The sequence below is a fragment of the Streptomyces sp. NPDC046862 genome, assembly GCF_040704615.1.
In the GTDB taxonomy this organism is placed as follows: domain Bacteria; phylum Actinomycetota; class Actinomycetes; order Streptomycetales; family Streptomycetaceae; genus Streptomyces.
Genome location: NZ_JBEYXP010000024.1, coordinates 75,704 through 99,241 on the forward strand (window position 1 = coordinate 75,704; position 23,538 = coordinate 99,241).

Here is a 23,538-nt window from a genome sequence, read left to right on the forward strand (position 1 = left end):
CCGCGCCACTGCCGGACGGGCCCGGCGCTGCTGTCAGGGATGTTCCCGACTGTCGTCCTGACCGGGGACGGAAGCAGGCTCGGACCATCGACGACCCATGGGCGGGCCCCGGCCCGCCACGAGCGAGGAGGTATCCAGTGGGTCAGACCACTTCGGCCGTACAGCAGGGGACGTCGCCGTCCGATCCACTCTCCCCCGACGAGGGTGCGCCGCGTATCCGGCTGACCGACGCCGAGACCGCGGCGATCCTCGCACTGGTCGACGATGTGCTCGACGAGGACCCCGACACCGCTCTGGAGCTGCGGCTCGAACGCCTGGCGGTGCGCGCCCACGAGATGCCCGAGCGACTGCGATCGGCGCTGACCGGGTTCCGGGTCTCGGGTCGGCCCTATGGCGGCGTGGTGATCTCCGGGCTGCCGATCGACGAGTCCGCGGCGGGTCCGACGCCGACCAAGTACACGGACGACCCGCAGGGCCGCGAGGTCGACAAGGCCGCCTGCCTGCTGTTGATGATCGGGTCGCTGCTCGGCAACCCGTTCTCGTACCTCACCCAGCAGCGGGGCCGGATGGTGCTGGACGTCTTCCCGGTGAGCGGACACGAGGAGTCGCAGTTGGGCTCCAGCTCGACGGCGCTCCTGGAGTGGCACAACGAGGATGCCTTCCACCCCTACCGGGCCGACTGGATCATGCTGATCGGGATCCGGAACCACGACGGGGTGCCGACGATGTTCGCGCCGCTGCAGGACCTGGACCTCACGCCCAGGACCCGGGAGCTGCTGTTCCAGGACCGGTTCATCATCAAGCCGGACGAGTCGCACACCGCGGAGTTCAACGCCGACACCACCGGCTTCGACGAGGACGTCGAGGCCGTCTCCGACGCCTTCGACCGGGTGCGGGAGATGAACACCAACCCGGTGCGAGTGCCGATACTCGGCGGCGACCGGCGGGCGCCGTTCGTCCGTCTCGACCCGGCCTTCATGGAGCGCGACCTCGACGATCCGGCGGCCGAAGGGGCGCTCGAAGAGGTGATCAGCAAGTTCGACGCGAGCATGCGTGACGTGGTGCTGGCTCCCGGCGAAATGCTCATCATCGACAACTTCCGTGCCGTGCACGGCCGACGTCCGTTCCAGGCCCGGTACGACGGCACCGACAGGTGGCTGCGGCGGATCAACGTCACGGCCGACCTGCGCAAGTCCGAGGACCGCAGGTTCGGCCCGCACGGCCGGGCCGTGATCTGACGGCCCGTTCGCCCCCCAGGAACATCCCGGAGTGAAAGGCATGAGGACTATGCAGAGCGCGGACACCTGGATCGGTGTGCTGGGCGCGATGGCCGCGCGACGCCCGGACGCCGTGGTCTTCACCTTCCTGGCCGACGACGGCGAGGACGAGGCCACCCTCACTTTCGCGGAGCTGGACCGGGGCGCCCGCACGGTCGCCGCGTATCTGCAGGCCGAGGGCCTGGCCGGGCAGCGGGTCATGCTCTGGTACCCGTCGGGCCTGGACTACCTGGTGGCGTTCTTCGGCTGCCTGTACGCCGGAGCGATCGCCGTGCCGGCCTATCCGCCGACCCGGCAGCGCCGTTCGGTGGAGCGGGTCCTGGCGATCATCGAGGACGCGGAGCCGGCGTGCGTGCTGACGACCTCGTTCATCCGTGACCGGCTGCCGGCCGACACCACGGTCGGCGGCCGCGAGCCGATCGCCACGGACCTGATCGGCCCGGAGCCGGCGGCGCGTTGGAAGCATCCCGGAGCGGGCCCGGACACGATCGCGTTCCTGCAGTACACCTCGGGCTCGACCGGACGGCCGCGCGGTGTCGTACTGACCCACGGCAACCTGCTGGCCAACTCCGCGATGATCCAGGAGATGTTCGGCACGTCCGAACGGACCCGCGCGGTGTCGTGGCTGCCGATGTACCACGACATGGGGCTGATCGGCTCGATCCTGCAGGTGGTGTACTGCGGCGGTACCTCGACCCTGATGTCGCCGATGGCCTTCGTGCGGGACCCGGTGCAGTGGCTGCGGGCGATCAGCCGGACCCGTGCTACGGCCAGCGGCGGGCCGAACTTCGCCTACGACCTGTGTGTCGACAGGATCACCCCCGAGGAGCGGGCCGGACTCGACCTGAGCAACTGGGAACTGGCCTTCAACGGGGCCGAACCGATCCGGGCCCAGACACTGGAACGGTTCACCGCCACGTTCGCCGAGTGCGGACTCCGGGCGTCGGCGATGACGCCCTGCTACGGCTTGGCCGAGGCGACACTGCTGGCCTCGGCGCGCCGGGTCGGCAGCGGCATGCTGCGCGACCCGCAGGGCAGGGTCTCCTCCGGGGTCACCCCGGCCGGGGTCCGGATGGAGGTCGTGCACCCGGAGACCCGCGAGCTGTGCGGGCCGGGCCGGACCGGCGAACTGTGGGTGGCCGGCGCCGGGGTCGGGCAGGGCTACTGGAACCAGCCGGAGGTCTCCGAGAGCGTCTTCCGGGCCCGTCTGGCCGACGGTGACGGGACGCCCTTCCTGCGCACCGGTGACCTCGGTTACCGGCACGACGGCGAGCTGTACGTCGCCGGCCGCAGGAAGGACCTGGTCATCGTGCGCGGCCGCAACCACTATCCGCAGGACGTCGAGCGGACGGCCGAGACCGCGGACGAGCGGGTCCGGCAAGGCGGTTGCGCGGCCTTCGCGGTCACCTTGGAGGAAAACGAGGAGCTCGTCGTGGTGGCCGAGGTCGGGCCGCGCGAGCAGAAGAGCGACCTGGCCGGGCTCGCGCACCGCATCCGCACCGCGGTCCTGGCCGACCACGAGGTACGGCCGCACACGGTCGCGGTCATCAAACCCGGCGAGCTGCGCAAGACCTCCAGCGGCAAGGTACAGCGACACGCCTGCCGGGCCGCCTACCTGAGCGGGGAGTTGGAGATCCTCGCCGTCGCCGACGACACCACCGTCCCCGCCGCACCGCGCCCCCGGGAGCCGAAGCCGCTCCCGAGCGGGGCGGTCGCCCGGATCCTGCTGGCCGCGGACCTCGTGCGCGAGGAACTGGCCGCGCTGGCCCGGCTGCGGCCCGAGCAGATCGACCTGGACGAACCCCTGGTCGCGCTCGGCCTGGACTCGATGGCGGCGATCCAGCTGCAGCACCGGCTGGCCACCCGGTTCGGCGTCGACACCCCGGCGGACGACGCCCTGGCCATGACCGGATCCGAGCTCGTCGAGACGATCGCGGTCGCGGTCTCACGGAGCCCCCACGCTCCGGTCGGGCCGTCGGTGCCGACCCCGCCGGTGCCGACCCCGCCGTTCGATCTGCCGTGCCCACCCGGGCAGGCCTCGTTCTGGCTGGAGCACCATCTGGTGCCCGGCAGCCCGGCCCACCTTCTGGCCATGGCGCTGCGGATCACCGGTCCGGTCGACGCGTCCGCGCTGCGCCGGGCGATCGAGCAGCTGTCCGACCGGCACGAGGCGCTGCGCACCACGTTCCCGTTCGGCGACGGCACCCCTGTCGGCCATGTGCACGCCCGGCTGGCGCCCCGGTTCGAGGAGTTCGACGCGGCCGGCTGGACTGCCGCGGAACTGGACGAGCGGATCGCCGCGTTCGCCCATGAGCCGTTCGACCTGGAAGACGGCCCGCTGCTGCGGGCCGGTTTGTTCCTCCTCGCCCCGGACGAGCACCGCCTGGTCATCGCCGTCGACCATCTCGTCACCGACCTGTGGTCGATGGAGGTGCTGCTGCGGGAGTTGGACGTCCTGTACCCGGCGGCGCTGCGCCGCACCGAACCGGACCTGCCGCAGCCCGCGCCCTATTCGGCCTACGCCGACACCCTGGCCGCGCCGGCCGAGGAGTCGCTGTCGCACTGGTGTGAGCGTCTCGACGGTGCTCCGACGCTGCTCGCGCTGCCGACGGCGAAGGGCACGCCGGGCACGCGGCGCATGGAGACCGGCGAGGTGCCCTTCGCTGTCGGCCGACGGCTGTCCGCCCGGATCGTCGAGCTGGCTCAGCGGCTGCGAACCACCCCCTACAGCGTGGTGATGGCCGCCTACCAGACCCTGCTCGGGCAGTGGAGCGGCCAGGAGGACCTGCTGGTCGGGTCGCCCGCGCACGGCCGCGGCAGGGCCGCGCACCGGGACACGGTCGGGCTGCTGGTGAACATCGTGCCGCTGCGCGCGGACGTCACGCCGGGCAGGTCCGTCGCCGACCTGATCACCGGGGCACACGACGCGGCGCGTGATGCACTCGCGCACTCCGAGGTGCCCTTCTCCGCGCTGGTCGACCGGCTGCAGCCCGTCCGGCACCGGGCACGGTCGCCTCTGGTACAGGCGGTGCTGGCCTGGCAGCGCCCGATCGGCGAGCACGGCGCGGTGCTGTCGGCGCTGGCCCTGAACCGGGCGGGCTCGGCGGGGACGATCGGCGGCCTGCGGGTGGAGACGTTGTCCCTGCCGTCCGGGGGCGCGCAGTTCGACCTGGTGCTCACCGTCGCCGAGATCGACGGCGCCTTGGCCGGCCGGCTGCAGTACGACCTGGGTCTGTTCGACGCCGAGCCGGTGAGCAGGGCGGCGGCCCATCTGACGGCGCTGTTGGAGGCCTTCGTCGACGAGCCCGAACAGACGCTCGGCGACCTGCCGCAGCTGAGGCCTCAGCCGTCGGCCCGGGAGTTGGTGCTCGACGGCGGGCCGGTGCGGGGTCCGCTGCGGTGCGTGCACGAGCGGTTCGAGGCGCACGCGGCGGCTCGTCCCGATGCGACCGCCCTGGTCTGCGACGGGCTCAGGCTCAGCTACCGGGAGCTCGACGCCCGCGCCCGAGAGCTCGCCGCCGAACTGCGCGCGGCCGGCGCCGGGCCGGCCGACCTGGTGGCGATCCAGCTGCGGCGCTCGATCGACCTCGTGGTCGCGGTGATCGCGGTGATGAAGTCCGGGGCTGCGTACGTGCCCCTGGAGCCGGCTCACCCGCAGGAGCGGCGGAGCCTGGTGCTGGACAGCGCCCGGCCCCGTTACCTGATCGATGAGCACGGCCTGACCGTCCTGGACCGGTCGGAGCGCGAGCCGCACGCGCCGTTCCCGCACGCCGACCTCGACCGGCTCGCCTACGTCCTCTTCACCTCGGGTTCGAGCGGCCGCCCGAAGGGCGTGCCGGTGGGGCACCGGGCGCTGGCGAACCTGTTCGCGGCCACCGCCGGGTTCGGGTTCGGCCCGGACGACGTGTGGACCCAGTTCCACTCCTTCGCTTTCGACTACTCGGTGTGGGAGCTGTGGGGCTGCCTCGTCCACGGCGGCACCCTGGTGATCGTTCCGGCGGGGTCGACCATGTCGGCGGATGCCTTCTGGGACCTGGTGCGCCGGGAGCGGGTGACGGTGCTGGGCCATACACCCGCGGTGTTCCGCGAGATGACCCTGGCCGCGCCGGACCGGCTGACCGGGCTCACGCTGCGACACCTCGTCTTCGGCGGCGAGAAGCTCATGCCGGGGCATCTGTCGACCTGGCGTGCGCACGGCGACCCGTCGGTGCCGATGGCCACCCTGTACGGCCTGACGGAGACCGCGGTCGTCGCCACCGTCGGCCCGGTCGGCCCCGGCGACGACGACATCGCGATCGGCCCGCCACTGGCCGGTGCGCGGATCGTCCTGCTGGACGAGGACGGGCGGCCCGCGGCCGAGGGCGAGATCTGCGTCAGCGGGGTCCTGCTCGCCGACGGCTACCTGAACGAGCCGGAGCTGACCGCGGCCCGCTTCACCTCCCATCCGGTGCTGCCCGGCGAGCGCCTGTTCCGCACCGGCGACCTGGGCCGGCTGCGTCCCGACGGTGCTCTGGAATACCTCGGCCGGATCGACGACCAGGTGCAGGTGCGCGGCTACCGGGTCGAGCCGGGCGAGATCGTGGCGGCGCTGACCACCCACCCCGGGGTGCGGGACGCCGTCGTGCTGCCCGAGCCCGGACCGGACGGCACTCAGCGACTGGTGGCGTTCGTGGTGCCCGGGCAACGGGACGGCTGGTCGCCGGGTGAGCTGCGCGGCCATCTGCGGACACGGGTGCCGGAGTACATGGTCCCGTCCGCGTTCATCGAGATCGACGCGATCCCGGTGACCACGAACGGCAAGGTCGACCGTCGCGCCCTGCCCAGCTCGGCGCCGCGCGCCGGTGACGCGGCCCCGGCGACGGACACCGAGCGGGAGGTCGCGCGGCTCGTGGCGGAGATGGTGGCGCTGCCGGCGGTGGGCCGCGACGACGACCTGTTCGCGCTCGGCTGGCACTCGCTGCTGATGACCCGGCTCGCGTCCCGCATCAAGGAGACCTACGCGGTGACGGTGCCGCTGCACGAGCTGTTCACCGACCCGACGGTCGAACGGATCTCCAGACTGATCGAACAGGCCCGCGGTGAGGGCGCGGTGGTCCGCACGGCTGGTCCGATCACCCGGGCCGACCGCAGCCGGTACGAGGTGGCGGCGGGCGCCGAGCGCCTGCCGGAGCCCATGCGCCGCCGTGACGACGCCGAGACGACCCCCTGACCCGGACCGCCCCCACCTGGAGGAAGCCATGGCTCCCGACACTTCTGCGATCTTCCCGACCTCCTTCGCGCAGGAACGCCTGTGGATCATCGATCGCCTCGCGCCCGGCACGTCCGCCTATCACGTGCCGGTGGCGCTGCGACTGCGCGGTGCCGTGGACGTGCGGGCCCTCGCCGGTGCCCTGAGCCTGGTCGTCGAACGGCACGAGGCGCTGCGGACCGTGTTCGGCCAGATCGAGGGGCAGACGGTGCAGCGGGTGCTGCCCGCCGGGCCGGTACCGGTCGAGGTCCGTCATGTCCCCGGTGGGCAGGCCGGGCTGGCGGAGCTGCTGCGGGCCGAGGCCGCCCTCGGCTTCTCCGTCGACAAGGGGCCGTTGCTGCGCGCGACGCTCTTCCGGCTCGCGGACGACGACCACGTCCTGACCGTGGTGCTGCATCACCTGGTGTCCGACGGCTGGTCGATGAGCGTTCTGCTGGCCGAGCTGTCGGCCGCCTACAACGCGCAGCGCGCGGGGTCCGCTCCTGACCTGCCCGAACTGCCGCTGCAGTACGTCGACTTCGCGATCTGGCAGCGCGATCAGCTGACCGCGGACCGTGAACGGGAGCTTCTGACCTACTGGCGCGAGACCCTGGCGGGCGCGCCGGACGCACTCGACCTGCCCGCCGACCGGCCGCGCCCCCCGCTGCAGAGCCACACCGGCGCCCAGATCGACGTCGGGCTTCCGGCCGGCCTCTCCGCCCGGGTCACCGCCCTGGCGAACACGCACCGGGTCTCCCCTTTCATGGTGCTGCTCGCCGCCTGGGGCGCGATGCTCGGCCGGTTCACCGGCACGGAGGACGTCGTCATCGGCACCGCCGTCGGCAACCGTGACGCACAGACCGAGCAGTTGATCGGCTGCTTCATCAACACACTGCCGCTGCGGGTCCGGCTGGAGGGCGACCCGACGTTCGCCGAGCTGCTCGGCCGGGTCCGGGCGACGACGCTGAGCGCACTGCAGCACCAGGACCTGCCGTTCGACCGGTTGGTGCAGGACCTCGCCCCGCGCCGCGACCTGAGCCGCAACCCGCTCGTGCCGGTGCTGCTGACCGTCCAGAACGCGCCGGCGCCGTCCGTCGCGCTCGACGGGCTCGACGTCGTTCCGGTCACCGTCGACCGCGGCGGCGCCCAGTGCGATCTCAGCATCCAGCTGCGACAGAGCGGCGACGTCTACGAAGGCTTCCTCGAGTACGCCACCGACCTGTTCGACGCGGCTACCCTCCGCCGATGGTGGTCGCATCTCACGACGCTGCTCGAAGCGGCCGTGGCCGGGCCGGACATCCGGCTGTCCGAGCTGCCGTGCCTGACGGCGCAGGAGATCGAACAGGTCACTGTCGAGTGGAACCGGACCACCCGGGGCTTCCACGACACCCTGCTGCACGAGATCGTCGACCGGCAGGCCACGGCCACCCCTGACGCCCCGGCCCTGGTGTGGGACGGCGGAACACTCGACTACGCGGCCTACACCCGTCGCGCCCGGGAGGTGGCGGCGGTCCTGCGCGGCCACGGCGTGGGCCCCGAGGTGACGGTCGCCGTCCTCGCCGAACGCGACGCCGACCTCATGGTCGCCGTCCTCGGTGTGCTCCAGGCCGGCGGCGCCTACGTGCCCGTCAACACCGACTACCCGCCCGACCGGATCGCTGCCGTGCTCGACGACGCCCGGCCCGCCGTCGTCGTGACCCAGAGGCGACTGGCCGACAGGCTTCCCGCGGGCCTGCCGGTCGTCCTCGTCGACGACCTGCCCGAGATCCCCTCGCCCGTCTCCGGACGCGCACCCACCACCGCCAACCTCGCCTACGTGATCTACACCTCCGGATCCACCGGCCGGCCCAAGGGCGTCATGGTGCAGCACCGGTCGGCGGCCGACATGCTGGCCTGGCATCAGCGCCGCTACCCGATCGGTCCCGGCGACGTCGTGCTGCAGAAGACCCCGACGTCGTTCGACGTGTCCGTCCCCGAGCTGTTCTGGTGGGCCGCGGCCGGCGCCCGGCTGGCGCTGCCGCCCGCCGGAGCCGAGAAGGACCCGTACGCGCTGCTGGCATCGATCAGACGGCACGGCGTCACGGTCGTGAACTTCGTACCGTCGATGTTCGGGCCGTTCCTGGACCTGCTGGAATCCGATCCGGCCCTCGTCGCGCACGCCGCGAGCCTGCGGTACGTCTTCTGCGCGGGCGAGGCGCTGCCCGTGGAGCACGTGCGCCGCTTCCACCGCGTCTTCGGCGCGGCGGGGCCGTTGCTCGCCAACCTCTACGGGCCGACGGAGATCACCGTCTACGCCTCGGCGTTCGACTGCCCCGACGGCGTCCAGCGGGTGCCGATCGGCACCCCGTGCGACAACACGGGCCTGTACGTTCTCGACCGGTACGGCCGCCCGCAGCCGATCGGGATCCCCGGAGAACTGTGCATCGGCGGCGAGGGAGTCACCCGCGGCTACCTCGACCGGCCCGCGCTGACCGCCGAACGCTTCGTTCCGCACCCGCTCGCCGGCACCCGCCCGGAGATCCCCGCAGGCGCCCGCCTGTACCGTACCGGCGACCTGGCACGGCACAACGCGGACGGCACCGTCGAGTGGAGGGGCCGGCTCGACAACCAGGTCAAGGTCCGCGGATTCCGGGTCGAGCTCGGCGAGATCACCGTCGCGCTGCGGACCCACCCGCAGATAGCCGAGGCGGTCGTGGTGCTTCGCGACGGGCGCCTGGCCGCCTACTACGTGCCCACCGCCGGTCCCGACCCGACCGTCACCGAACTGCGCGCCTTCCTGCGCCGCACCCTGCCCGACCCGATGATCCCCGACTCCTTCACCGGGCTGTCAGCCCTGCCCCTGTCGGCCAACGGCAAGGCGGACACCTCCGCCCTGCCCGAACCCGACGGCGCGAGGCCCGCCCTCGGCAGCGTCTACCGGCCACCGGCGACCGCGCTGGAGAAGGTCGTCGCCGGGATCTGGACGGACGTGCTGCGTGTCGACCCGATCGGCGTCCAGGACGACTTCTTCGACCTCGGCGGCAACTCGCTGCTGGCCACGCAGGTCGCCTCGGGCCTGCGCGAGACCCTCGGCGTGGAGGTCCCGCTGCGCGTCATGTTCGAGGCCCCCACCGTCGCCGCCCAGGCCGGCCTCGTCCGCGCCGCGGGCCGGGCCGCCGGCCTTGATCCCGCCGCGATCGCCGAGGTCTTCCTCGAGGTCAGGGACCTGTCCGACGAGCAGGTCAGCGAACTGCTCGCGGCCCAGGAAGGCCGAGGATGAGATACGGCCGGCCGAGCGACCTCATCCTGGACGACCTGTTCCTCGACCTGCCCGGACTCGTCCCCGGCATCGACCTCGCGCTGAAGATCGAAGGCCTCAACCCGGCCGGCTCGATCAAGATCAAGACGGCGGTCGCGCTGCTCGACGACGCCGAGCAGCGCGGTCTGCTGGCTCCCGGCGCGCGCATCATCGAGTCCTCCTCCGGCAATCTCGGCATCGCGCTGGCGTCGGTGTGCGCGACACGCGGCTATGCCTTCACCTGCGTCGCCGACCCGAACACACCACGCTCGAGCATCGCCCTGATGAAGGCATTCGGTGCCCAGGTCGTCGTCGTCACCCGGCGTGACACGCGCGGTGGGTATCTCCAGTCGCGCATCGACCACATCCACGAGCGGCTGGCCGCCGACCCGGGCCTGCTGTGGACCAATCAGTACGCCAACCCGGCCAACCCGCTCGCCCACCACCAGCGCACCGCGGCGGGCATCGCGGGAGAGTTCCCCGACCTGGACTACCTGTTCGTCGGCGTCGGGACGAGCGGAACGCTCATGGGCTGCGCCGAGTACTTCCGCGCGCACGCGCCCAGCACCCGCGTCGTCGCGGTCGACACGGAGGGGTCGGTCACCTTCGGGCACCCGCCCGGCCGCCGCCACATCCCGGGGATGGGCACGAGCCGCCGCCCGGAGATCCTCCGCCCCGGCCTGGTCGACGAGGTCGTACTCGTCCCGGAACCGGAGGCGGTGGCCATGTGCCGATTGCTGGCCGCCACCCGCGGCATCGCCGTGGGCGGCTCCACCGGCTCCGTCCTGGCCGCCGTGGCCCACCTGGGGCCCGCCATGCCCGCCGGCGCCACCGCGGTCGCGATCGGTCCGGACACCGGGGACCGCTATCTCGATACGGTCTACGACGACGACTGGGTCCGCGACCGGTTCGGGCCCTCCGCCCTTCCCTTCGAACCCCACCCGTCACCCATCACGGTGTAACGCGCCCGCCCCCCACGACACGAAGAGGACCCGATGTTCGCATCACCCGTTCGACGGATCGACCCGCAGGGCACCACCGGCGAGTTGGAGGCCCTGTCGCAATGGCTCGACTTCCACCGCGCCACCCTGCTCATGAAGCTCGAAGGTCTGGAGGACGCCGACCTGCGCAGGCCCATGGTCCCCTCCGGCACCAGCCTGCTCGGCCTGGTCAAGCATCTGGCCGAGACCGAGCACGGCTGGTTCTGTCTGGAGTTCCTGCGTCTGGACGAGCGTCCCCTGTACGAGACCCCGGACGACCCCGAGGCGGGCTTCCGGATCGAGCCCCACGAGACCGTCGACGAGATCGTCCAGACCTATCTCGACCAGTGCGAGCGTGCCCGCAAGATCGTCGCCGAGCAGGCCTCGCTGGAGATCGACGTACCGGAGAACCTGCGCGGCCGCGTCAACCTGCGCTGGATCCTGCTCCACATGATCGAGGAGACCTCCCGTCACAACGGCCACGCCGACATCCTCCGGGAAATGATCGACGGCACCACCGGCGACTGAATCAGGGCCGGTCCGGTGCCCTCTGCCCTGGCTCCGTCGGCGTGGCCGCCGCCCGGCGCCTCGTCGCGGAGCTGCCCGGCCGCGCTCGCCAGAACCCAACGACGCAACTTCGGGGTGCCCGCATGACCACTGCCGCCGCACAGCGCCTACGGGTGCTGCCCACCGAGTTCACCGTCGAGCACCTGCCCGTCGGCCACCCTCCGCCGGACGGCTCCTGGTACGTCCTGCACCGTGCGCCGGAAGGCCTCACCGTGGTCCGTGAGAGCCGGCCGACGTCACAACAGGAGCCCCCGGACGCCGCCCCTCAGGAACGCTGGGCCGGGCTCTACGGCGAACTGTCCCACGATCTTGATCTGCCCGGGATGCTCGCGGCCGTACTCGGCCCGCTCGCGGCGGCCGGGGTTCCGGTGTTCGTCTCGTCGAGCTTCCACAGCGACCTGGTCCTGGTTCCCCGCGAACGGCGGGACGAGGCCTGCGCCGTGCTGCGGGCCGCGGGTCACTACATGGTCGGGTGAGCGGGGGGCAGCGTCGAGCGGAACGTCCAGTGGCCCGAGCCGACCGCGTACACCGCCTCGGTCGCCGTGGACCGGATCGGACGCGCTCCCTTGGGCCCGGCGGCGTGGCCGTCGGCCGCCGGGACGTGGATCTCCGCCGTGCTGCCGGCGGGCACGTCCACCGTGAGGCGGAAGCGGCCGTCCCTGCGGGCCCAGTCGGTGCGGGCCAGGCCGTACGGGGTGCGGTACGAGCCCGACGCCGAGGTCAGGTCGCCCACGACCGCGGGGTCGACGAGCAGTTCGGCGTAGCCCACGGAGTCGGGGGTCTGCGCGATACCGGCGACGCGGCCGGTGAACCAGGAGTCGATGGCACCGAGCATGAAGTGGTTCTGGGACTGGCCGGGGCCGCCGTCCCAGGACTCGCCGAGCGTGGTGTTCCCGGCGAGCACCTGGTAGCCGTAACTGGGGCTGGTGGTCCGCGTGGCGATCCGGTGCACGATGTCGTCGCGGTCGGCCGAGGACAGGACGCGGAAGGCGGCGGGCAGGGAGATCTCGCCGAGCAGCAGGTGGTGACCGGCGGTCTCGACCGCCGCGGTGAAGTGGGCAAGGAGGCGGTCCCTCTCTCCCACCGGATGGGCGCCCATGTCCAGGGCGAGGGCCTCCGCGCCGTGACCGCCGCCCCCGAAGGTGCCGGTCGCCCGGTCGTAGTACTTCGCCGCCAGCGCCCGGACGGCGGTGTCGGCCTTCGCCCGGTAGTCCGCGGCGGCCGTGTCGTCGCCGAGGACGGTGGCGATGCCGTTCAGGGCGTCGAGGACGCGCCAGTAGCCGTAGGTGCCGGCCACCGCGCGCGGAAAGGTGCGGTCCGGGGTGAACCAGTCACCCAGGCCGTAGTCGAAGATGCCGCCGGAGACCTGCGTCTCGAGGAAGGCCGCGTACTGCCGCATCCGCGGGTAGTAGGTGCGCAGCGTGTCCCGGTCGCCGTAGGTGGTGTACAGCTGCCAGGGCACCAGGACGAAGGCGCCGCCCCAGTTGGAGTCGTTGCGGTAGGCGCCGGGGAGGTTGGTGTACTCGGGGACGGTGCTCGGGATCAGGCCCTCGGCGGTCTGGGCGTCGGCCATGTCACGGACGATCTTGCGCAGATGGGCCCGCATGTCGAAGTTGGCGGCGAGCGCCGGGAAGACGAGCTGGTCCTGTTCGAGCCAGCCGAGCTTCTCCCGGCTCGGGCAGTCGGTGAGGACGCTCATCATGTTGCCCTCGATGGCCCCACGGATCAGGCCGTGGATGCCGTTGATCAGCGGGTCTGAGCTGGTGAAGGTGCCGGCGGTGGCGTTGTCGGTGCGCAGGACCTTGCCGCGTACGGTGACCTCGGCCCCCTCGGGAACGCCCTTCAGTTCCAGGTAGCGGAAGCCGTGGTAGCTGAACCTCGGGTGCCAGGTGGCCGGGCGGCTGTCGCGGGTGGTGTAGCTGTCCCACAGGGGCGCGCCGACGTTGCTGATCGACTGGAAGGCGTGGCCGTCCTTGAGGCTCTCGGCGGGGTGGATACGGATCTCTGTCCCGGCGGGCGCGCTGACGGTGATCTCCGGCCAGCCGGCGATGTTGCGGCCCAGGTCGAAGACGCGGCTGCCGTCGGCGCCGTCGACCTCCTTGCCGGTGAGCGTCTCCACGACCCGGATCGGTTCGGTCTCGCGGGCGCTGAGCGCGGCGGGCGCGGCGGCGGTGCCGGGGGCGGGCACGGTGACCGCGCGCTCCCAGGAGCGGTGGTCGCCCCGGGGCTCGTCCCAGTGCGGGATCTCGCGGCGGGCGTCGTAGTCCTCGCCGCCGTACCAGTTGCTGGAGGTGGTGGGGCCGAGCGTGGTACGCCAGTCGTCGCCGCTGGCCACCGTGCGGACGCTGCCGTCGGCGAGGGTGACCTCCAGCTGGGCGATGAGCTTGGGGTCGCTGATGTTGCCGTACAGCTTGCGGTAGCGGTCGGCGGTGCTGACGACGTTGGACATGCCGTTGCCGAGGGCCACGCCGAGGGTGTTGGCGCCACTGCGCAGGCGGTCGGTGACGTCGTAGGTGGCGTACTGGACACGTTCGCGGTAGTCGGTGTTGGCGGGCTCCAGTACGGCGTCGCCGACCGGTTCGCCGTTGAGGGTGGCCTCGTAGACGCCGAGGCCGGCGATGTGGAGACGGGCGCCGCGGATGCCGCGCGGGAGGGTGAAGTCGTCGGCGAGCAGCGGGAGTCCGGCGGGGAGGTACGGCTTCGGTGGCCTCTGGCCGGTGACTCGGGCGAGCGTGGTGAAGGAGCGGGCCACGGCTTCGGCCACCGAAACCGCGTAATCCGCGGGGAAGTTGGGGACCTCGCCGGCCTCGGTGAGGACATCGGCGCGCGGGTAGAGGGCGACCTGGTCGAAGGTCTTGGCCGACTTGAGGTCGAGGGTGAGGGTGACCGGCGCGTCGGCGGAGGTGTGGGCCGCACTGCAGTAGCCGGCTGCGGTCTGCAGGGCGCTGTTGGGCAGGCCGTCCACGGCGAGGGCGGGCTCGTAGGTCTTGCGGACCGTGTAGCTCTCGGAAGCGGTGACCGTCGCGCCCTTGGCGAGCCCGGTCGTGCCCGACTCGGCGTCGCGTACGTCGATCTCGCCCAGTTGGAGCCGCCACGTGCGGGTGTCGACGCTCTCCTTGAGCGGCAGGCCGAGGCGGGTGACGTCGAGGCGGAGGTAACGGGCCGTCGTCCGCGGCAACGTGACGATGACGGGCTCGATCTCGCGTGCGCTGAGGCGCCATTCGGGGTGGGTGATCCACCGGGCCCGCCAGTCGGAGGACTCGGTCAGGCCGGTCTCGAAGACGGCGGGGTCGCTCCAGCCGGAGACGCGGTGGCCGCCGGACCACAGCTGGACGCGCCAGTGGACGCGGGCGCGGGAGCCGAGCGCGCGGCCCGCGTAGGTGGTCTCCGGTACGGCGGAGGCGACCTTCCCCGAGTCCCACAGGTCGGGCCGTCCGGAACGCAGGCGTTCGGGCGAGCTGGCTGCCTGGACGCGGTACGCGGTCTGCAGGGCGCCCGGAGTTCGGGCGGTGGTCTCCCAGCTGAGGACGGGGGTGGTGTCGTCGATGCCGAGCGCCTCGTCGAGGTGCTGGGTGCGCGGGTGGACGGGGCTGAGCCGCGTGGCGGGGGCGGCCTGCGCGGTGCCGGGCAGAGGGGTCAGGAGGGTGACGAAGGCGGTCACCACGGTGGGCAGCAGGAGAGCGAGGCGCCGGCGCCCGGCGCGGGATCGGGATAGGGATGGGGATGGGGATGGGGATGGGGATGGGGATGGGGATCTAAATCTGGATCGGGGCATGGCGGTCCTTCATCGGGGGGCGGGCGGCTCGTCAGACGCGGTCCAGGCCGACGGTCACGCGTCGCCGGAAGCGCAGGGTGACCGGGCCGAGCAGCCCGGAGGGCAGAGGCTTGTTGCGTTCGTTGGAGAGGGTGTTGGAGACGCGCACCGCGAGGCGGTTGCGGCCGGGGACGAGCAGTCCGGTGACGTCCGTGACGAACGGCGCCCACAGCAGCGGGGCGAGCCCGGTGCCGTTGACGGTGACGCCGGCGACGTCGCGTACGTCGCCGAGGTCGAGCAGGACCCGGCGGCCGTCGAGTACGGCGCGGTCCAGGTCCACCTGCGTGGTGTAGGTACCGGTGCCGGAGAACAGCGGGGCGTGCGCGGTCCAGCTGCCGAGCGGGCCGGTCACCGGAGTGTCCCCGTCGCGGTCCAGGGTGAGGGTCCAGTCGGCGGTCACGGGGACCGGGGTGAGCGGGTCGTCGACGTGGACGGTGCCGCGGTAGGTGCGTCCGGCGTCGGTGCCGGTGAGCCGGTGGCTGCCCGGGGACGACGCCTCGACCCCGGCGCGCAGGGCACCGCGGTACCGCTCGACGGAGAGGACCGGGAGCGTGGCGTCCGTCAGGTGCGGCGGGGCCGTGGGGGCTCGGCGCACGACGACGATCCTGGTCTCGTACGGCGTGAGGGCGAGCGGCACGTGCAGCCCGCGTCGGCTCGCGCGGTACACGGCTGCCGGGTCGGTCTCGCCGGTCGCCGGGTCCCACAGCTCGGGAACTCCCTCGGCGGGCAGGACCGCCGTGGTCTCGACGGCCGTGCCGCTCTCGTTGTTGAACAGGAAGGCGGTGTCCGTGCCCCGGGTGACGCGCAACGCCCGGACCGTCTCCCGGGCGGGTTCCAGGACGGCGGCCGCGGCGCCGGCGTCGTGGGCCGCGGCGCCCAGGGCCTCGACGTCGGCGACCCGGACCGCGTGTCCGTTCCCGAGGGAGCGCCTGCCGGAGACGGTGTCGCCGAACAGGTCGGCCAGCGCACGGGCCAGGGCGCGGTCGTTGCCGTCGGCCTCGTCGCTCGGCAGGGTGCCCACCGCGATGACGGTCCCGCCGGCCCGGACGAAGCCGTTCAGGGACCGGACGGCGGCCGCGTCCAGGGTGGGTGTCACCGGCAGCACCACGAGGTCGTAGCGGGCGGCGCCTACGGCGAGCCGTCCGGCCCGCACACGTGCGTGGCAGCGCAGGTCCGGGTCGCCGGTCAGGGCGCCGTCGTGGAGGAGGTCGAAGTCGACCTGGGCGCGCTCCAGCGCGTAGGCGGCGTCCGCGAGCGCGGCGTCGGTCTCACCCTGGCGGGCGGTGCCGGTCCACTGCTCGGCGGCCCGCTGGGGCTGGAGGAGCGCCGTGCGGGCGGCGGAGGTGCCACGCCCGGCCTCCATGACGCGGCCGATCCACTCGGCCAGCGGGCGCATGGTCCACCACCAGGGCGCCCGGGGCCCGAACGGCGGCGGGAAGTAGACGACGGCCTCGTCGGTCCACAGGGCGTGCAGGACGGTCAGGTTGACGCCTCGGGCGGCCTGCGCGCCGACGGTCGCGTGCACGAAGCCGGGCGTGACCTGCCAGCCCATGTTGCCGAACATCTCCAGCAGGGCCCGTTCCCGTCCCGTCTGGTGGGCCACGGACACGGGGTTGCGCGGGATCATGGTCGGGCGGCCCGCTACGTACTCGGCGGTGATGATGTCGCCACCGGGGACGTGCGCCCACTGGTTGACCTTGTGCAGGTCCCCGGTGCTGGGGATCCGCTTGGCGGGGGCGGTCTCGTCGTAGAGCGGGTTGGTGATGAGTTCGACGCCCCGTTCCTCGCACCAGCGGGCCTGTGCGCGGAAGTATCGGGCGAACCGGTTGGAGACGGCCTGCCAGTATCGGCCGCGGGCGATACGGCCGGTGCGGCCGAGGTCGTCGAAGGCGGCGGCGTAGGCCACGCCGGGCTCGACGTCCACCGCGCGCAGCGCCGCGTCCAGCGTGGGCGACCAGGGCAGCCGTTTGAAGTGGGCCTCGGCGGAGGCGAAGAACGGCTCGTCGTCCCAGAAGCCGGGGACGACGGTGCCGAAGTACCGCCGGAACCGGCGGTGGTACTCGCCCGGGACGATGTCGAGGAACAGCCGCACGGGCTCGTCGTCGAGCAGGTCCACGTAACTGCGGCTGTAGCCCTGGGTGTCGTCGACGAGCGGGACCCCGCCGAACAGGTCGATCTGCCAACGGCCCGCCGGGACCTGCCAGTAGCCGTCCGCCGTGAGCGGCGCCGTCAGATCGACGAGGTCGTCGGCGTCCGTGGAGCCGGTGGAGCCGGTGGAGCCGGTGGAGCCGAGCGGCCGGGCCGCGGCCGCGACGGCCTCGACGGCGAGGGACGGCCGCTCGGGGAAGTCGCCCGCCGTGGCAGGGTCGTCGAACGTCGTCGAGTACAGGATGGTGCCGTCGGCCGCCGTGACGACGATGCTGTCCCACAGACCTCGCTCGTCGCCCACCGCGCGCACCCCGACACCGCCGGACGCGTACCGCCCGTCGGCGACAGTGCCCTTCTCGCGGCCGTCGAGGGTGATCGCCAGGATGTCGCCGCGGGCGGTGACGGCGAGGGTGTGGTACTTGGTCTTGTTGAAGCCGTCGGTGCGGCTGCTGCGCAGCAGTTCGACGGGGTCGGCGTCGCGGGTCAGGCGCAGCACGGTGACGACGCCGGTCTGGTCGAAGGCGACGGCGTAACCGTCGAGGCCGTCGGCGGAGGCGCGGACGACGAGCCCGGCGGCGGTGTGATCCGCCTTTCCACTGGCGGTGACCGTGACATCGGTCCAGTCTCCGCCTCCGCGCAGAACCGCCGCCCCACCGAGGACCGCGGCGTCGGCGACCAGGTGTCCGGCCTCCACTCCGAGGCCGGTGCTGCGGCGCAGATCGGCGCGGGCCGGGCCCTCGACCACCGTGGTGGAGCGCCAGAGTGCCTTGAGGCGCAGGTCGGGGCGCGGCGGATAGGTGCGGGAGCCGACCGTGCCGCCCCTGACGACGTACTCGCCGGCCCGTCCGCTCGGGAAGTGATCGTCGTTGAAGAGCCAGACGCGCATGCCGGTGCGCTCCGCGGTGCGCAGCACGTGCTCGACGACGGCGAACCATTCCTCCGTGAAGAACACGGGGCGCATGGCATCGTTGTCGAAGGAGAAGAGGATCACCTCGTACATGCCCTTGGCCCGGAGGTCGGCGAGTTGCCGGTCGACGAGTTCGGGGGTGACGGGGCCGTTCCAGTACCAGTAGACGGTGGGGCGGCTGTCCCCCGGCGGGTCGGTGAAGCGCCGGGCGCCGGCAGCGGTTCCGGGTGCGGGGTCCGGGGCCGTGGCGGAGGCGGGCGGTGCCGCGAGCGCGAGGCCGGGTAAGCCGGCGAGGACGGTGCCGGCGCCGGCCGCGGCGACGAACCCGCGTCTGGACAAGGGGACTTCGGGGGCGGTGTCCGGGGTGGTACCTGGGGCTGTGTCGGGCATGCGTGAGCTCCTGCGGAGGGAGTACCGACGGGACGAGACGTTCAGCCCGCGGCCAGGCGGGCGACTTCGGGCGCGGTCAGGGCCCGGTTGTGCACCCGTAGGTCGCGTACGGCGCCGTGCAGGTACGGATGGGTGCTGTTCTGGGAGCGTCCGAGGTAGGCGCGGGTGGTCACGCCGAGCAGCAGCGGGCTCGCGACCATGGCGGGGTTGCGGCCCGCCTCGACACCGTCGAGGTAGAGCACCCCGGTGCCACCGCCCAGGGTGATGGCCACATGGGTCCAACGGCCCACGGGCAGAGGCGCGTTCGCGTCGATGACGTCCTCCCGTTCCATTCCGGCGATCTTCAGCGCGGCACGGGCCCGGCCGGCGCCGGTGGTCGCGGCGAGGAACAGGTAGCTCTCCTTGTGGAAGCCGAAGTCGAGGACGCGGGCCGAGGCGGTGAGGGTGTCCACGCGGACCCGGACGCCGATCGTCAGTTCGTCGAGACCGCTCACCAGGCCCGTGGGGAGGGCGACATGGCCGCCGCGCCCGTCCAGCGACACGGCCGGGCCCGTGCCGTCGTCCGCCCACGTGGCGCCGGCGGCCAGGGTCGCGGCGGCGAAGGTGCCGGTGATGTCGCGGGTTCCCTCGTCGAACGGGTAGTGGGCGACGTCCCGTTCGCGGGTACGGGACGGAGTGACCGCCCAGTAGACGTTGTAGCGCTGGTGGTGCACCTCGTGGAACGGCCGGAGTTCCATGGGGCGGCCGTCCACGAGCGCGGTGAACCGTGGAGAGGCGCCCGGGACGTGGCGCAGCGACTCCGGGCGGATCGTCGGCAGGGTGGCGAGCGCGGTGTCGCCGTACTGCCCCGCCAGCACCAGAGGCCCGTACGACAGCGACCTCACCTGGGGGTTGTCGGGCGCGGGGGTCCAGACGGGTCTTCGGGGCAGGGTGAGGTCGACCGTGTCGCCGGTGCGCCAGTTCCGCTCCAGCGTGGCGTAGTTGCCCGGTCGGGGCCGGGCGTGGACGGGACGGCCGTTGACCTTCAGGACGGCGGGGCGCCCGGTGTCGGCGACCCAGGCGGGGATCCGGATCCGTAGCGCGAAACGTCCGCGTCCGCGGGTGACGGTGAGCCGGGTGCGGCCGTCCGACGGGTACGCCGTCTCCTGACGTAATGTCACGCCCTGCTGGGACCAGCGCACTTCGGACGGGATGAACAGGTTCGCGTACAGAGCCGGCGGCTCGCCGTCGCGGGACCGGAAGTAGACGGAGTCGGCGAACTTGGTGTGGGTCTCCAGTCCGGTGCCGTGGTCGCACGAGAAGTTGTCGTAGTCGCCGCTGTAGCTGCCGGGGGCCGAGCCCAGGCCGCCCTTGGGTTCGCGCCGGGAGCCCGCCCACAGGCCGGTGTAGTAGGTGACGAACCCGTGCGCGGAGTCGGGGTCCTGTTCTCCCAGCATCTGGTTGTAGAGGGTCCACTCGTAGTGGTCCATGAAGTCCGTGCGCTCGGGCCGGTGCAGGAAGAGGTGGCGGCCCAGCTTCAGCATGTTGTAGCTGTTGCAGTTCTCGCAGGTGACGTCGGAGAGCCTGCTGACGATCTCGCCGGGCGGTCCGAAGAGTTCGGCGTTGGAGTTGCCGCCGATGGCGTACGAGTGGTGGCGGACGACGGTGGTCCAGAAGGTGTCGGCGATGTCCAGATAACGCGGGTCCGCCGTGGCCTCGTAGGACGGCACGGCCCCCACGATCTTGGCTATCTCGGTGTTGGCGTGCCGTCCGGCGAGTTCGTCGCGGCCGGCGGCGAGCGGGGCGTACAGCTCCTCGTGGTCGAACCGGCGGGCCGTGCGCAGGTGTGCCGGGTCGCCGGTCTCCAGGTGGAGCCGGGTCAGCACGTCGTTCATGCCGCCGAACTCCACCTTGAGCAGGTTCTGCATCCGCTCGTGGGACAGCGGCGCGGTGCGGGCGTCGGCCCACGCGGCCATCTCCCGCAGGACGTCCAGGGCCTCCCGGTTGCCGCTGAGGCGGTACTGGTCGAGCAGACCGGCCATGATCTTGTGCAGGGTGTAGTACGGCGCCCAGGGCTTGCCGCCCGCCTCCAGCTGGTCGAAGACCGACTCGGGGAACGCGGAGAGGTACCCGCGTGTGAAGCCGGCGGCCGGGGCGGCCCGCTGGCACTCGGCGAGCGCGGAGACCAGGGTGCGGCCCTTGGCGGCGTACGCGGACTCGCCGGTGTTGGCGTGGGCCTGGGCCAGCGCGCTGAGCAGATGGCCCGTGGTGTGGCCGCGCAGTTGGACGTCGGGGGCCTCCCATCCGCCGCAGGGCTCCGCCGCCGACGGCAGGCCCACGGTCCGACGGAAGGTGTGCAGCAGCCGGTCGGCGTCGACGAAGAGCAGATAGTCACAGGTGCGGCGCATGTTGGCGAGGAAGGGGCTGTCCAGGAGACGGACCTCGGACAGGTCGAAGACGGCGAGGGTGGGGAGGGCGGGCCCGGCGCCGGACGCGCGGGCGGCCGGGGGCAGCGCGGGGAGGGCGGCGGCGACCGGGGCGGGGACCACCGGGGTGACGGTAGGGGTGACGGTCGAGGTGACAGCCGCCGCGGCTGTGGTGGTGGTGGCGGTGGCGGTGGCCGTGGCGGTGAACAGGATCCGGCGGCGGGACGGACCGGCGATGTCACGGGGCGCGGGCAACGTGCGGACTCCCTTCGATGGGGACACGAGCACGGGACGAGCAGCGGATTGAATCGTTTTACGCTGCGCCCGCAGACGCTAAGCTCGACCACCACCAGGGTCAAGCCCTTTCACAGGCAATGCCTGAAGCGGACGGGAGGAAATCCCGCTACCACGCCCACCGCCACGGGTCCTCGTGATTGAAACGTTCAATCCAGGTGCCCGGCACCCCGCCGGTCGTCGCCTCAGTGCACGACATCGCCGAGCCGGGGCACCACGCGGGTCAGCCGCAGCACGCCCCACAGGATCAGGAGCGCGCCGGCCGCCTCGGGCAGGAGCCACCAGCCCGTCCGGACGCTCTCGTCGTACAGCGCGACACCCAGCACGAGGCTCACCGCGGCGTCGCCGATGGTCAGCGCGGGCTGTGACGCGGCCAGCGGGCCGGCCTGCAGCGCGTTCTCCAGCAGCAGGAGCGCCACGACGCCGGTGATCGCGAATCCGTAGGTCTGCCAGGTGGTGAGGAAGGCGGGCAGTCCCGCGTCGGCGAGGCGTCCCGTGGCCGACTTCATGAGTGCGGCGGTCAGCGCGTTGCCGACCGCGGCACCTGCCGCCAGCGCGGCGGCGCGGAACAACGCGGAGGACGAGGACCGGCCGAGGACGACCGCGGCGGCCATCGCGCCGAGAGTGAGCGCCAGAGCCGGGACCCACCGATCCATCGAGGCCTGGTGCCGGGTCCCGGAGGGAGCCGCCGAGGCCAGTAGCAGGGCGAGTCCGGCCACCACTCCCCCGATCGCCCACCAGCCCGCGGCCGGCAACCGGCGGTGCAGCAAGGGCACGGCCACCAGCAGCGCGAACGGCAGTTCGAGGATGAACATGGGCTGGACGAGCGCCATGGGCCCGTTGACCAGGGCGAGAGCCTGGAACACCGCGGCGCCCGTCACGCCGATGATCCCCAGGGCCCACGCGGGCCGACGTACGAGGGCGAGCAGCAGCCCCAGCCCACCGCCCCGGGCCACGGTGGAAGCGGCCTTGCGCTGGAAGGCCGTACCCAGCGCGTTGCTGAAGGCGCCGAGGACCGCGAAGAGCAGGGCAAGGACGATCATGGGTACACCATGCCTGCCCGGCGGCGGCTTCGTCGGGCAGCGTGCCGGGGCGCCGCGCGGACCTCTGCCGCCGACCGGACAGGCGTCGGCCGGGGCATGGACGGTGGCCGATGCGGCAGCTCACGCTGTTCGTGCCGCGCCCACGGGCGGCTCGTGGGTCGGCCCGCGAAACCGGCCCGTGGGTCAGCCTTTGAGCAAACCGGGGCCGAAGCTCCCTCGCGGAGCTCAGTTCCGGTCCGGGGCCAGCACCACGAAGTCCGCGTTCGACGGGTCCAGGCAGACGGCCAGCCGGCCCACACCCTCCGCGTCGTCCGGCCCCATCTGCACGCTTCCGCCGTTCCCGGTGACGTCGGCGACCGCGGTGTCGCAGTCGGCCACGGCGAAGACCGGGTGCCAGTACGGGCGCCCGCCGGCCAGGGCGAGGTTCTCCTTGGCGACCTCCATGAGGCCGCCCTGCATACGCTCCTCGGGCTGCCCGGCGGGAGTGATGAGGGTGTACGTGCCCCCGCCGCCCGGCAGCGGCATGTCGCTGAACTGCCAGCCGAGGACTTCGCCGTAGAACTCCTGGGAGGCCGCGGCATCGCTCGTGTACAGCTCGGTCCAGGACAGCGAGCCCGGCTCCTCCACCAGCTCGAAGCCCGTGTCCTTCCCTGGCTGCCAGACGGCGAACTGGCCGCCCAGCGGGTCGCTGTACTGCGCCATCCGGCCCCAGTCGCCGAGGTCCCTCGACGGCACCCGGACCGTGCCGCCCGCACGCTCCACGGCCTGGGTGGTGGCGTCCGTGTCGGCGACGCTGTAGTAGATCATCCAGGCCGGGCGCGCGCCCTCCTCGGTGAGCTTGCCGAGCCCGGCGACGGTCTTGCCGTCCTTCTTGAACATCCCGCCTTCCACGTCCTCGCCCTCCCCCATGGGCTCGTACTCCCAGCCGAGCACCGAGTCGTAGAAGGCCGCGGTGGCCCGGACGTCGGGGGCACCGAGGTCGAGCCAGCAGGGAGAGCCGGGAGTGAGGTCAGTGGTGATCACGGCGATCCCCTTTCGCAGGTCCTTGTGACATCAGCTCCTCGCCACATCAGCGTGACACCCGACACCGGCGATCGCGCGTCGGGCCGCGTCGCGGTCACCTCACGGTCCGCCCTGCAGCGGCCCGGGTCCGCCAGGGCCCGCCCAACGCACACGCGGTACGCCGCCGACGCCCCGCCCCGCCCCGCC

Annotated in this window: 11 protein-coding genes; 6 read left to right on the forward strand and 5 right to left on the reverse strand. The window is 72.6% G+C overall.

Annotation, left to right across the window (positions count from 1 at the left end; translation table 11 throughout):
- The first annotated feature begins 137 nt into the window (after nucleotides 1-137).
- From gntD to AB0959_RS26080, 6 genes are all read left to right on the forward strand, one after another.
- Nucleotides 138-1,238, forward strand: coding sequence for a guanitoxin biosynthesis L-enduracididine beta-hydroxylase GntD (gntD, locus tag AB0959_RS26055; RefSeq protein WP_366828969.1), 1,101 nt, complete (start codon nucleotides 138-140; stop codon nucleotides 1,236-1,238).
- 40 nt (nucleotides 1,239-1,278) lie between these two features.
- Nucleotides 1,279-6,486, forward strand: a complete 5,208-nt coding sequence (locus AB0959_RS26060; protein WP_366828970.1) for an amino acid adenylation domain-containing protein — start codon at nucleotides 1,279-1,281, stop codon at nucleotides 6,484-6,486.
- A 28-nt stretch (nucleotides 6,487-6,514) separates the two neighbouring features.
- Nucleotides 6,515-9,763, forward strand: coding sequence for an amino acid adenylation domain-containing protein (locus AB0959_RS26065; RefSeq protein WP_366828972.1), 3,249 nt, complete (start codon nucleotides 6,515-6,517; stop codon nucleotides 9,761-9,763).
- A complete protein-coding gene (sbnA, locus tag AB0959_RS26070) occupies nucleotides 9,760-10,743 on the forward strand; it encodes a 2,3-diaminopropionate biosynthesis protein SbnA (RefSeq protein WP_366828973.1) in 984 nt (327 codons plus the stop codon). Before AB0959_RS26065 ends, sbnA begins: the two co-directional genes overlap by 4 nt.
- A gap of 33 nt (nucleotides 10,744-10,776) precedes the next feature.
- On the forward strand, nucleotides 10,777-11,289 hold the full coding sequence (locus AB0959_RS26075) for a DinB family protein (RefSeq protein ID WP_366828975.1): 513 nt from the start codon (nucleotides 10,777-10,779) through the stop codon (nucleotides 11,287-11,289).
- Nucleotides 11,290-11,411: 122 nt separating this feature from the next.
- Nucleotides 11,412-11,804, forward strand: coding sequence for an ACT domain-containing protein (locus tag AB0959_RS26080; protein ID WP_366828976.1), 393 nt, complete (start codon nucleotides 11,412-11,414; stop codon nucleotides 11,802-11,804).
- Here the strand turns inward: AB0959_RS26080 and AB0959_RS26085 are convergent.
- From AB0959_RS26085 to AB0959_RS26105, 5 genes are all read right to left on the reverse strand, one after another.
- Complete coding sequence (locus AB0959_RS26085) at nucleotides 11,789-14,992, reverse strand: family 78 glycoside hydrolase catalytic domain (protein ID WP_366828977.1); 3,204 nt, start codon at nucleotides 14,990-14,992, stop codon at nucleotides 11,789-11,791. The genes AB0959_RS26080 and AB0959_RS26085 overlap by 16 nt on opposite strands.
- Nucleotides 14,993-15,134: 142 nt before the next feature.
- A complete protein-coding gene (locus AB0959_RS26090; protein ID WP_366828978.1) occupies nucleotides 15,135-18,587 on the reverse strand; it encodes a glycosylhydrolase-like jelly roll fold domain-containing protein in 3,453 nt (1,150 codons plus the stop codon).
- A 41-nt stretch (nucleotides 18,588-18,628) separates the two neighbouring features.
- The gene (locus tag AB0959_RS26095; protein WP_366828979.1) at nucleotides 18,629-21,247 is read right to left on the reverse strand and encodes a beta-L-arabinofuranosidase domain-containing protein; all 2,619 of its coding nucleotides are present in this window, start codon (nucleotides 21,245-21,247) and stop codon (nucleotides 18,629-18,631) included.
- Between the two features lie 224 nt (nucleotides 21,248-21,471).
- A complete protein-coding gene (locus AB0959_RS26100) occupies nucleotides 21,472-22,329 on the reverse strand; it encodes a DMT family transporter (protein ID WP_366828980.1) in 858 nt (285 codons plus the stop codon).
- 225 nt (nucleotides 22,330-22,554) lie between these two features.
- A complete protein-coding gene (locus AB0959_RS26105) occupies nucleotides 22,555-23,352 on the reverse strand; it encodes a VOC family protein (protein WP_366828981.1) in 798 nt (265 codons plus the stop codon).
- Nucleotides 23,353-23,538: the final 186 nt, after the last annotated feature.

Bases quoted from the DNA above. Each gene is read 5' to 3' on its own strand.
- AB0959_RS26060 (WP_366828970.1), top strand. From the start codon at position 1,279: ATGAGGACTATGCAGAGCGCGGACACCTGGATCGGTGTGCTGGGCGCG.
- AB0959_RS26065 (WP_366828972.1), top strand. From the start codon at position 6,515: ATGGCTCCCGACACTTCTGCGATCTTCCCGACCTCCTTCGCGCAGGAA.
- sbnA (WP_366828973.1), top strand. From the start codon at position 9,760: ATGAGATACGGCCGGCCGAGCGACCTCATCCTGGACGACCTGTTCCTC.
- AB0959_RS26075 (WP_366828975.1), top strand. From the start codon at position 10,777: ATGTTCGCATCACCCGTTCGACGGATCGACCCGCAGGGCACCACCGGC.
- AB0959_RS26080 (WP_366828976.1), top strand. From the start codon at position 11,412: ATGACCACTGCCGCCGCACAGCGCCTACGGGTGCTGCCCACCGAGTTC.
- AB0959_RS26090 (WP_366828978.1), bottom strand. From the start codon at position 18,587: ATGCCCGACACAGCCCCAGGTACCACCCCGGACACCGCCCCCGAAGTC.
- AB0959_RS26100 (WP_366828980.1), bottom strand. From the start codon at position 22,329: ATGATCGTCCTTGCCCTGCTCTTCGCGGTCCTCGGCGCCTTCAGCAAC.